This is a genomic window from Flavobacterium sp. FlaQc-30 (genome assembly GCF_044005885.1).
In the GTDB taxonomy this organism is placed as follows: Bacteria; Bacteroidota; Bacteroidia; order Flavobacteriales; family Flavobacteriaceae; genus Flavobacterium.
This window is the reverse complement of sequence record NZ_JBIPCO010000002.1, coordinates 289,578-302,137: the sequence shown is the minus strand read 5'-3', so window position 1 is coordinate 302,137 and position 12,560 is coordinate 289,578. Positions and strand designations below refer to the sequence as shown.

The following is a 12,560-nucleotide window of genomic DNA, read 5'->3' as shown; positions in this document are numbered from 1 at the left end:
TTATTTCTTTATAAATTCAACTGGAGCACTTTCCGTTTGCGTCTGACTTAAAGCGGAAACAGCATAAACATAATTTTCTAAAGCAGTATTTGGAACTTCTAATTTTACAGCTGTTGTTACATAATAAATATTCGCTGGATTAGAAAAATCGGTTATCTTTCCTTTTGGAAATCTATAAATCACGTATTTCTTGTCATTGATTCCTGCTTTCCAAGTAAGTACTGCTTTATCCCCTTTTTGGGCAATCACAGCATTTGTCGGCGCTTGCGGTTTTATTCTTGTAATTCTGTTTGCTTCAGGCGTTAAGGCAATATACTTGTATTGTTTTTCGATAAGAGCATTTCTTAATGTATCCCCTTTTTTAAGAAATGAGTTTGCTGTAAAATGCATCGAACCATCTATTTGAGGCATCGTTCGAATCATTTCAATCTGTTTTACAATTTGGTCTGGACTTCTCCATTCTGGTTCTTTTGCCGTTTTTGAAATTTTATAATCGCCGTGACCGATATAAACATTAGTTCCGTATTTGTGCGCTGCCCACCATTTTGCCAAAACTTCAAAATTAGCTCTGTCAAAACCAATGTGCCAATACAATTGCGGTGTTATATAATCGATCCAGTTTTCTTTCTGCCATTTTAAGATATCGGCATACAAATCGTCATAATTAGTCGCTCCCGCTCTGGTATCAGAACCATCTGAATCTTTGGCAATGTTTCGCCAAACGCCAAAAGGCGAAATTCCGAATTCGACTTCGGGTTTATTGGCAATTATGGTATCTCGAATTTGTTTGATGATTAAATCGACATTGTCTCTTCTCCAATCGTCTTTATCTCTAAACTGTCTTGGTTCTTTTGCAAAAGCTTTTTCGTCTGGAAACTCTTGTCCCTCGATTTTGTATGGATAAAAATAATCGTCCATATGTATCGCTTGAATGTCATAATTTCGAACTATTTCACCGACTACCGAAGCAACAAAATTTCTAGTTTCTTTATACCCTGGATTAAAATATCTCGATTTTCCATAGGTCAAAAACAATTCTGGTTTCTTAAAATACAAATGAGTTTTAGCCAACACTTCTTTAACTGTATCTTTTTGTACACGATACGGATTTAGCCAGACATGAACATTCATTCCTCTTTTTCCTGCTTCATCAATCATCATTTGCAGCGGATCAAATCCGGCAGCAACACCTTGAGTTCCTGTTATCCAATGCGATGCCGGTTCTTTTGTCGATTTATAATACGCGTCGGCAGTTGGGCGAATTTGAAAAATTACAGTATTCAAATTATTAGATCGTAAATTATCCAAAATGGTAATCATTTCAGATTTCATCTGCTTGTCTGACAATCCCGGTTTTGATGGCCAATCGATATTGTCTACGGTTGATATCCAAGCGGCACGCATTTCTCTTTTTGGTGATTCCTGACTAAAAAGTTTCGTTTGAAACAGCAATATTAGGATTAGTAATTTTAGACTTTTCATAAATTATTATTTAAGATAGTTAGTGTATAATATTGTTGTTAGAAAAGGTTAACCGCAAAGATCGCAAAGAGTTACGCAATGTTCGCTAAATTATCTTTAATCTGTTTTTTTCTTTATCCTTTTTTTTCTCACGCAGATTCAGCAGATTTCAATTTGTGGAAATTCGTGTAATTAGTGGCAAACAAAAATCATTCTAATCCTTTTAATCAGTGGCTGTTTTTTCACGCAGATTTAGCAGATCAAGCAGATTTTAATTTGTGGAAATTCGTGCAATTTGTGGCAAACAAAAATCATTCTAATCCTTTTAATCAGTGGCTGTTTTTTCACGCAGATTTAGCAGATCAAGCAGATTTAATTCGTGATAATTCGTGCAATTTGTGGCTAAAAAACCTAACAGGCTTTGAAAACCTGTTAGGATAACCAACCAAAATATATGCGCTCTTTTTCATTTTACAACATCACAACACACAATGTCTTACTTAACTTTTATTTTTCTCATTGAAAAAATTATTAAAGAACAACAATTGAAACTTTAAAGAGTTTTCCCAATATTCTATATTATGCTGCCCAGGGCGTTCGATATAATCGTGATTTATTTTTAATGCCAGCATTTTTTTATTCAGTTCCCGATTTACATCGATAAAAAAATCATCTACACCACAATCTATAATCAATTTTAAATGGTTGTCTTTTACCAAATCAAGCATATTGGTAACCGTATTTTTATCCCAATTATCAGGAAATTCGGTTATAGAACCAAGTCGCTTTTTGATATCCCACTTTTCAGGAAACGGACGAAAATCTACACCGCCGCTCATACTTCCTGCTGCACCAAATACATCCTGATGTTTAAAAGACAAATACAAAGCTCCATGTCCACCCATACTCAAACCCGTTATGGCTCTGGCTTCGCGAGTTGCAATTGTTTTGTACTTTTTATCTATAAAAGGTACTAATTCATTGATAACATAAGTTTCGTATTTGAAAGCAGGATCGATCGGACTGTCAAAATACCAGCTTGAATAATTTCCGTCGACACCAATGGCGATAAAACCATATTGATCAACCTGTTTACCCACTTCTTTAAAGCTTTTTACCCAAGTGGCATAATTCCCGCTGTATCCATGAAGCAAGTACACAACTGGAAAATTTTTTTTACTTTTTCTATAATTATCAGGAACAATTACACAGGTTTTTATGTTCTTATTCATCGAAGCACTGAAAACTTGAATCGTATCAATTTTAGCTGCTTTCGCAGAAAAAAATACGAGTATGAGAACTAAAGTGCTGATTGCTTTTTTCATAAAATCTTGTTTTAAACTGTTAGAAAATCAAATTTGAGAAACTTATTTCAAACAATCTCTTAAAATGGTTACGGGATGCATTGCTTTTCTATTTGTCCCGTCAAAAATCTGGTGGCGGCAGCTGGTTCCTGCAGCGGCAATTGCCGTTGTTGAATCTGTTGCGCGAATTTTTGGAAACAAAGTATCTTCACCCATTTGCATACTAATTTCGTAATGTTCTTTCTCATAGCCAAATGAACCTGCCATTCCGCAGCAGCCCGAATTATAAATCGTAACCGTGCTGTTTTTGGGTACATTCAGCATTGCAAAAGAAGCCTCAATGGTACTTAATGACTTTTGATGACAATGTCCGTGAATCTTTATCGTTTTTTCTGTATCCGAAAATTGTCCAGAATGAATTTTTCCTTTTGCAATTTCTGCTTTAAAAAACTCTTCGACTGTAAAAACATTTTTCGACAGCTTTTCGGCACTTTCTTTATCTTTTGCCAATCGCAGATATTCGTCTCTAAAAGTCAATATTGCCGATGGTTCGATTCCGATTAATGGAGTATCCTCAGAAATTAAATCCTTGAAAATAGTCACATTTCTATTCGCAATTTCCTGCGCTTCTTCCAGAAAACCTTTTGATAAAAAGGCTCTTCCGCTTTCTTCGTGATCTGTAATTATTACTTCGTAACCTAAAGCCGTCAATAATTCATATGCATCGATACCAACAGAAACATCATAATAATTGGTAAACTCATCACAAAAAAGATATACTTTTCCGTTTTTAAAAGAATTGGTTTCTGCTGCTTTTTTATTTTTTTCGTACCATTTTTTAAAGGTTTTGGGTGCCAAAAGCGGTACTTGTCTTTTAGGAGCAATTCCCATACTTTTTTTAACCAAAGGTAAATTAGCAACAAAATTGGTCATTGATGGCGCAATACCTCCGAGCTTATTCAATTTTGAGTTGAAAGCAAAAATTTTATTGCGAACAGAAAATCCATTTGCTTTTTGATATTGATATAAAAACTCGGCTTTTAAAGTTGCTACATCTACATTACTTGGGCATTCGCTGGCACAGGCTTTGCAGCTCACACACAACTCAAACACTTTATATAATTCTTCGTGGTCAAATTTATTTTCTTTTTCAGAATGGGTTAGATATTCTCTCAGCGCATTTGCTCTGGCACGAGTCGTATCTTTTTCGTTTCGGGTAGCGCGATAACTAGGACACAAAGTTCCTCCCGCTGAAGGTAATTTTCGACAGTCGCCAGAACCGTTGCATTTTTCGGCAGCACGCAAAATTCCTAAACTATCAGAGAAATCCTGAATCGTTTTAATTTCCGGCTCTACCCTTCCTGCTTCAAAACGAAGATTTTCATCCATTTTAGAAGCATTTACAATTTTCCCAACATTTAAAATGGTGTTGGGATCAAATGCTTTTTTTATTCGTTTCAGCAATTCATAGTTTTTATCCCCAATCATAAAAGGCAGAAACTCTCCTCTTAAAATTCCGTCGCCATGTTCACCGCTTAGCGAACCTTTATATCTTTTCACCAAATGAGCGACTTCTGTAGATATGTTTCTAAACTGGTGTAATCCTTCTTTTGTTTTTAAATTAATCTTCGGACGTAAATGCAATTCTCCCGCTCCAGCATGAGCGTAATAAATCGCACTTTGTCCGTGTCTTTCCATCATAGCGGCAAAATCGGCAATATAATTTGGAAGATCACTTAGTTCAACAGCAGTATCTTCAATAGAATCGGCTGCTTTATCATCGCCTACAATACTTCCTAAAAGTCCTAAACCTGCTTTTCGAACCTCATTTACCTTATCAATATCGGCTCCGTAAATTTTAGGCAGAGCATAGCCAAAATTATTATCCTGAAGATCCTTAATCAAAGCATCTGCTTGTAATTCGGCATCTTCCATACTGATATGCGATCCTACTTCGAGCATAATAACTGCTTTTGGTTCTCCCACAATAAAAAAACGGTTTTTAGATTGTTCTCTATTCGTTTTGGTACAATCTAAAATCGTATCATCCATCATTTCGCAAGTGTACAAATGATGTTTCATTGCGGTAACCACTGCTTCTAAACTTTCATGAATGGTATGAAAATGTGCTACCACCATAATATTATTTACTGGCGGTAAGTCATCAACTTTCAAAGTAATTTCGGTTGTAAATGCCAAAGTTCCTTCGCTTCCGCAAAGCAATTTCCCTAAGTTGATTGTGTCTTCTGTCCCTGAAAAAAGTTCAGATTTCAATAAGGCGTCAATGGCATAACCTGTATTTCTTCGGTGAATTTCAGGTTTTGGAAATTCTCTTTTGATTTCTTCCTGATTTTCTTTATTCGAAAGTTCCTTGTAAATGGTTTGGTAAATTTTATTTTCGAGCGAATCGCCTTTGGTCTTCTCTATAAATTCTGCTGAAGTCAAATCCTTAAAAACGGCAATACTACCATCACTTAAAACTGTTTTTAGCTCTACAATTTTATCGCGGGTAACGCCGTAACGAATAGAGGTTGTTCCTGAAGAATTATTCCCAACCATTCCGCCAATCATACATCGGTTTGTGGTTGAAGTGGTTGGACTAAAAAATAAACCATGAGGTTTTAAAAATAAATTCAGTTCATCGCGAATTACTCCGGGTTGAACTGTTATGGTTTTCTTTTCGGCATCAAAAGCAACAATTTTAGTAAAATGCTTAGAAACGTCTACAATAATTCCGTTTCCAACGGTTTGACCCGCCAAAGAAGTTCCTGCGGTTCTAGGTGTTATTGAAATATTGTTTTGTGAAGCAAAGCGAATGATTTTTACAATATCTTCTTCTGTTTTAGGAATCGCAACGGCTTCTGGCATAATTCTATAGGCAGAAGCATCTGTTGCATACAGTTTCTTATGAAGATCATCATATAAAAGAGTACCTTCTAGAGAATCGGATAATTGTTGTAATTGGAGAGAATCGGGCATTGAATGAGTTTTGTTTTTTAATACAAATGACAAACTTTAATTTAACAAATATATACAAAAAACAAACCAATTTCATTATTTTGCGTGATTTAACAAAATAAAATCAAAATAACGCAACATAACGCATTAAAACCTAATCAAAAAGTCAGCTACAATATAAAAACGCCTGATTTTTTATATTCTTCTAACCTTGCATCTTCAGGATCCAGTTCTGTTACGATAGTGTCTAATTGATTAAGATCGCAAACAACATGAGGCATTTTAGTATTTAATTTGTTTGAAGAGAACATTGAAACAACTCTATCAGAAGCTTCTATCATAGCTTTTTTAACAATTGAGATCTCATACCCAACTTCTGTAAGACCTTGTTTAATATTGATACTGCTGGCACCAATAAAGCAAATGTCGGCTTTAATTTTAGACACAACTTGAATTACGTCCATACCAATTGTAACCATTGCGTTTTTTTGCATTTTACCGCCAATAAATATTAAATCAATATTTGGATGCTGTGACAATTGCATTGCAATTGGTAAACTGTATGTATAAATAGTAGCTTTTAAATCTGAAGGAATTAATTTTGCAAAAACCAAATTGGTACTTCCGCCGCTCATTATAATAACCTGGTCATCATGTAATAATGACAATGCCTTAGTAACAATTTTTTTCTTTTCGTCTTCGGCAGAGATTGCAATATTAAAAAGATCAACAGATTTCTCTGTTACCTGAATAGCCCCGCCATATACCTTCTCCAGTTGTTTTTTACTATCCAATTCATTCAAATCTCTTCTAATTGTATCTTCTGACAAATCCAGAGCCAAAGCCAAATCTGTGGTGACAACTTTCTGTTCTTCAATGAGCTTAGTCATTATATATCTATGTCTCTCGGCCTTCAGCATATTTTGAAAATGTTAAAATTCAACACAAATATATCAAATATTTCAATTGCAGGAAGATGTTCCATAAAAAACCGCAATAGTTTGCATTTTACAGCTTAAAAAGTAAAAACAGAAAAAACAAACATCTAAATTATGCATTATTTTGCGGTATTTGAATAATTTTTTGAAAAAAAATACACAATCCCGCATTTATTTGAAAATATTTTCTAAATTTCGCCATTCTAACCAAAACAATTAAGCCAATATGAAAAAAAAGTATTTAGTTCTTTTACTTTTCTTTTTCGGAATACTCGCAGGTTATTCCCAAAATTCAACCGTAAAAGGTAAAGTCACAGATGGTAGTGGAAACTCATTGCCGGGAGCAAACATTTTAGTTCAGGGATCTAAAGATCAAACTTCTACAGGAGCTGATGGAACTTTTTCGATAAAAGCGCGTCAGGGCGATGTTCTTCAAGTGTCTTACATCGGTTTTAACAACAAAGAAGTTATTGTAAACGGAAATGATTTAAAAATTGTTATTTCTGAAAGTGCACAAACATTAAACAATGTAACAATTGTGGGTTCAATGGGTATTGTGCGTAATAAATCTTCTTTAGGATATGCTGTTCAGGAAGTAAAAGGTAAAGAAATTGCAGACACACAGCGTCCTAACTTTGCTACTGCATTACAAGGTCGTGTTGCAGGTTTAAATGTAACAAGCACTTCTGGTGCTCCGGGTGCTTCGGCAGCGATTCAATTAAGAGGAGTAAATTCGCTTAGCGGAAGCAACTCTCCTTTGTATGTTGTAGACGGATTACCGGTAAGCAACGAAACAATGGATCAAGCTTTGACTATTTCTAATGCTCCTAATAGAACACAGGATTACACCAACAGAGGTGCAGATATTAACCCAGACGATATTGAATCTGTGGTTATCTTAAAAGGACCAGAAGCTGCAGCACTTTATGGAATGCAGGCTGGAAATGGTGCAATCGTAATTACTACTAAAAAAGGTAAAAAAGGCGTTGGAAGACTTACTTATTCTACTAATACACGATTCGACAATTTATACCGTTTTCCAGAAACTCAAAAAGTATATCAAAGAGGTTCTGACGGCGTAAACAATCCAGACTATAGAAGACAATTTGGAACGGCTTACGAACCGGGAACTCAATTTTATGATAATGTTAAAAATTTCTTCAAAACTGCCGTTTCAACCAATCATAATCTTTCGTTTGAAGCGGGTACAGAAACTACTTCTTACCGATTATCTCTTTCAAACTTAGAGCAAGAAGGTGTTGTACCAAATACAGGTTACAGCCGTTTAACTGCAAATTTGAATGCTACTGCAAAATTATCTTCAAAATTAAGATCTGAAGCTAGTTTTAGTTTTACAAAATCAGACAATCAAAAAGCGGCAAAAGGAGCTGGATCTGCTGTACAAATTCCGGGTGTAAGAGACGCTGGATATTTACTTTCACTTTTAACATGGCCGGCAAATGATGACGCCAGCAATTATTTAAATGCTGACGGAACGAGAAGAAAAATTACAAGCGGTGCTTTAGATACCGAAACTGATAATCCGTTCTGGGATGTAAACAAAAACTTATCTGAAGATTTCAACAATCGTTTTGTTACCAATGTTGGATTAATTTACGACCCAACTTCTTGGCTTAACTTAACTGGCCGTGTGGGCTGGGATGTGAATTCTGCTCAAGGTTACAGAGCTATTCATCCAGAATCTGCTGCGGGAATTACTCCAGGAGGTTACATCGAATCATACTATTCTAATACCAGTAACTTAAACACTACTTTATTGGTTACCGCTAAAAAATCATTCGGAAAATTCAATACCAAACTTATGGTGGGTAATTCGGTTAATGATAATGATTTTAGAATTTTATCAACAACAGGAAGCCGTTTCTTTGATCCTAACTTCTACTCTATCAACAATACTGATGCTACAACGCAAAGATCTCAAGAGAGAATTATTCAAAGCAAAATTATTGGTTTCTTTTCTGAGATGAGTTTAGATTATGACAAAACTGTTTATTTAACATTAACTGGACGTGAGGACTGGACTTCTGTATTACCAGATCCGTTTTTCTATCCTTCTGTTTCAACGAGTTTTGTTTTCACAAACTTAAACGGATTGAAAGATAAACAAACACTTTCTTATGGAAAATTGAGAGCTTCTTATGCCGAAGCAGCTAATATTCCTTCTCCTTATTCTGCACAACCTGTTTTCAATCCACAATTAACTACAGACGGTGGTTATGCGTATGGTGTTACCGGGGCAAATGCAAATTTGAAACCTGAGTTCCGTAAATCATTTGAATTGGGTACAGAATTAAAATTCTTTAACAATCGCGTTGGATTAGATGTTGCGGTTTACAGCACAAAAACAATCGATCCGATTCTAAAAAATATGCGTTTAAGCTACGGAACAGGATTCGTGGTAACTTCTGCAAACTTTGGAGATTTACAAAACCAAGGTTTAGAGATTACTTTAAATGCATCACCAATTAAAAAAGAAAATTTCTCTTGGAATGTAAGTGCTAACTTCAGCAAAACACGTTCTAAATTATTAAATCTTCCTTCTGTTATTTCTGAATATTATGTTTCAGACACTTGGCTTTACGGAAATGTTCGCGGCGGGGTAACTGTTGGAAATCCGTTAACGACTTTAACAGGAAATGATTATTTAAGAAATAATGCAGGTGAGCCTTTAATTGATCCAAATAGCGGCTATGCTTTAAAAGATCCAAACTTTAAAATTATTGGAGACAGAAATCCAGATTTTATGCTTGGTTTGCAAAACACTTTTACATACAAAGATCTTAGTTTATCATTCTTGTTAGACATTAGAAAAGGCGGCGATATTTATAACGCAACTGAATTCTATTTGTACCAAAACGGTTTATCTACCAAAACTTTAGATCGTGAACAAACAAGAATTGTAAAAGGTGTTTTAAGAGATGGTTTAGAAAACTCAGCTACTCCAACACAAAATAATATTCCGGTAAGACCAAGTGTTCAAAACGAATATTACAGAACTGGTGCTATCGACGCTGATTTTGTCGAAAAAGACATTAACTGGTTAAGAATGAGAGATATTACTTTAAGCTACCAAATGCCTTCTGAAATATTGAAAAAAACATTCATTAACGCACTTTCTCTTTATGTAACAATGACCGATGTTTTTATCATTACAAATTATACTGGAGCTGATCCTTCGGTTAATGGAACTAATGCTTCAACTGGAGGTGCTGGAGGAACAGGTTTTGACTTTGGAGTAGTTTCTACGCCAAGAGGTTTGAACTTAGGATTAAAAATCGGACTTTAATTAATTGATCATGAAAAATATTAAAACATATATAGCCGCATTAGGTCTTGTAGCCACAATGATTTCTTGCAACGACTTAGAAGATATTAACGTAAACCCAAGTTTTCCTGTTGATGTTTCGGCACCAGCTTTACTGCCTCCAATCGAGCAGCAAATGGCTGTGGGATTACAGTTTGACAACAGATGTCTTGGACGATACACTCAAAATTTCAGTACTGCTACGGCTGGCGCTGTAGGAAGTGAATGGGATCGTTTTGGATATCAATCAAATAGTGATACAGGTGGTGAAATCTGGAAAATGGCGTATTTTTCTATTGGTTTAAACTTAACCAAATTACTGGAAAAAGCAGTTTCGGAACAGCGTCATGATATTACTGGAATTGCAAAAGTTATTAGAGCTTGGACTTGGCAGGTTGCAACTGATTATCATTCTGAATTAATTAATTTTGATCAAGTTTTTACTTCGCGTCTTTCTTTTGATTATGTTCCTCAGGAACAAGTATACGCTGAAGTGGTTCGTTTATTGAATGAAGGTTTAACAGATTTGAACCGTACAGACGGAAGCGTTTCTCAGACTTATACTGCTGGAGGAGATAAAATGTACGGAGGAGACCGCTCTAAATGGGTTAAGTTTGCTTACGGAGTTTTGGCTAGAAATTTAAATAATCAAATCAATAAAGCTTCTTATAACCCAGATAAAGTAATTGAATTCTGTGATAAATCATTGGCTTCTAATGCAGATAATGCTTTAATTAGATATAACGGAACAGTAGCTGCAGATATCAATTTCTATGGTCCTGGAAGAAATAACTTCAATACTTACCGTCAAACTGATTTTGCTGTGAGAACAATGGACGGAACTCTTTTTGGAGGTGCAAAAGATCCTAGAATCTCTAGAGTTTTAGCGCCGTCTGTAGGTCAATCTGAATTAGCTCCGGCATCTTCTTCAAATCCAGACCCAAGTAAATATACTTTTAATGGAAACCCGTTAAATACTACAGCTTCTACAGTTGCAACAAACGTAAGCAGAATTCCAAATATTTATGGAACATATACTGCAGGAACTATTACAACTCCGGGAAGATATATTTTTAGAGATAAAGCGAATTTTCCTTTAATGACGTATTCAGAAATTCAATTTATTAAAGCTGAAGCTGCTTTTATAAAAGGAGACAAAGCCATGGCTTTAGATGCTTACAAAAAAGCAATTGATGCTAATATCGATTTTGTAAATTCAAATACTGTTGTAAGTACAATTTTCCCTATTACATCGACTATTACGGCTGCTGAAAAAACAGCATTCTTAACCAATGTCAATATCGTTCCAACGGCTGCAAACTTGACGATCAGCCACATTATGCTTCAAAAATATGTAGCTTTATTTGGTTACGGTATGCTAGAAACTTGGACAGATTTACGTAAATATCATTATAATCCAGATATTTACAGAACAATGAGTTTTACACCAAACGGAGGTTTATTTGTTGACAATAATGGAAATTTACCATACAGAGTTCGTCCGAGATTTAACTCAGAATATGTTTGGAATTTTGATGCTTTAAAAGCGATTGGAGCAGATAAGGTAGATTACCATACTCAAGAAATGTGGTTTTCTAAAAATTAATTTCTTAAAAACTAAAAATCTATTAGATGAAAAATATATTTAACACCATAAAAAAGTCAATTATTCCAATTCTTGGAGTACTTGCATTTACATCCTGCGGCGACGAAAACGACCAGACTCCTTATCAGAGTAAAGACGGAATTGCAAATGCTTCTAACGTAAAATTTATTCACGCAGCTGTTGGTCCAAATGGAACTAATTTTCAAATTAATTACTTTACAGGAACTGAAAAAATTTCGGCTGTAAGTTCTACAACTGGAGTGCAAGTTGGGATGAGTTATGGCGCTCAATATCCAGTGCCAATTAATTATGTTTTGATGGAACCGGGAACACAGCCTTTGAGTGTTTTAACGCCTGCAACTCCTGCAGTTAGCATTTTCAATGGAAATATTACTACTGAAACGGGAAAATATTACACGAGTTTCTTAGTATCAACACCGCCGTCTGTTACGCCGCCGGTATATTCTCTTTATCAAATAAACGACGATTTAGCCGTTGCTGATTTAGACAAAACTAAAGCCTATATTCGTTTTATAAATGTTATCAGCAATTCGGCAGCAGCAGGTTATGATTTAGGATTGATTAAAGAAACATCAACTATTGGTGCAACGCCAGTTACTACAAAAGAAGTGTATACCTATAGAAATGTAACATTTAAGGGCGGTAACGAAAAATACATTGCTATTGAGCCGCAAGACCCAATAGATACAAGAGGATATCAATTGCAGGTTCGTGTTGCAGGTTCTCCAACAAATGTTCCGGGAGCAACTACTGGAACAACAATTGCAAACCTTGCCAATTCGCCGGCAAATACTGCTTTTGTTCCTAGAGCGGGAAGAGTTTACACAATTTATTGCAGAGGAATTATCGGCGGATTACCATCTGCGACTTTAAATGCACCATCTGTTACTTTCATAACAAATAAATAAGCTTAAAAATCGAACCACTTTTTGATTAAAGTGGTTCGA

At 35.3% G+C, this 12,560-nt stretch carries 7 protein-coding genes; 3 read left to right on the top strand and 4 right to left on the bottom strand.

Going from position 1 to position 12,560, the window contains the following annotated elements:
• The 4 genes from ACHRV0_RS06620 to ACHRV0_RS06605 form a co-directional block, all read right to left on the bottom strand.
• On the bottom strand, positions 1 to 1,482 hold the full coding sequence (locus tag ACHRV0_RS06620) for a glycoside hydrolase family 10 protein (protein WP_395440291.1): 1,482 nt from the start codon (positions 1,480 to 1,482) through the stop codon (positions 1 to 3).
• A gap of 479 nt (positions 1,483 to 1,961) precedes the next feature.
• Positions 1,962 to 2,786: an alpha/beta hydrolase gene (locus tag ACHRV0_RS06615; protein ID WP_395440290.1), complete on the bottom strand. Its 825-nt coding sequence runs from the start codon at positions 2,784 to 2,786 to the stop codon at positions 1,962 to 1,964.
• Between the two features lie 42 nt (positions 2,787 to 2,828).
• Positions 2,829 to 5,744 carry an FAD-binding and (Fe-S)-binding domain-containing protein gene (locus ACHRV0_RS06610; RefSeq protein ID WP_395440289.1) on the bottom strand — a complete coding sequence of 972 codons (2,916 nt, stop codon included), beginning with the start codon at positions 5,742 to 5,744 and terminating at the stop codon, positions 2,829 to 2,831.
• Between the two features lie 149 nt (positions 5,745 to 5,893).
• Complete coding sequence (locus tag ACHRV0_RS06605) at positions 5,894 to 6,643, bottom strand: DeoR/GlpR family DNA-binding transcription regulator (protein WP_395440288.1); 750 nt, start codon at positions 6,641 to 6,643, stop codon at positions 5,894 to 5,896.
• A gap of 244 nt (positions 6,644 to 6,887) precedes the next feature.
• Between ACHRV0_RS06605 and ACHRV0_RS06600 the strand changes: the two genes are divergently transcribed.
• From ACHRV0_RS06600 to ACHRV0_RS06590, 3 genes are read left to right on the top strand one after another with little or no spacing between them, the layout of a single operon-like run.
• On the top strand, positions 6,888 to 9,968 hold the full coding sequence (locus ACHRV0_RS06600) for a SusC/RagA family TonB-linked outer membrane protein (protein WP_395440287.1): 3,081 nt from the start codon (positions 6,888 to 6,890) through the stop codon (positions 9,966 to 9,968).
• A gap of 10 nt (positions 9,969 to 9,978) precedes the next feature.
• Positions 9,979 to 11,592, top strand: a complete 1,614-nt coding sequence (locus ACHRV0_RS06595; protein WP_395440286.1) for a SusD/RagB family nutrient-binding outer membrane lipoprotein — start codon at positions 9,979 to 9,981, stop codon at positions 11,590 to 11,592.
• Positions 11,593 to 11,618: 26 nt separating this feature from the next.
• Complete coding sequence (locus tag ACHRV0_RS06590; protein WP_395440285.1) at positions 11,619 to 12,521, top strand: hypothetical protein; 903 nt, start codon at positions 11,619 to 11,621, stop codon at positions 12,519 to 12,521.
• The last annotated feature ends 39 nt before the right edge of the window (positions 12,522 to 12,560 follow it).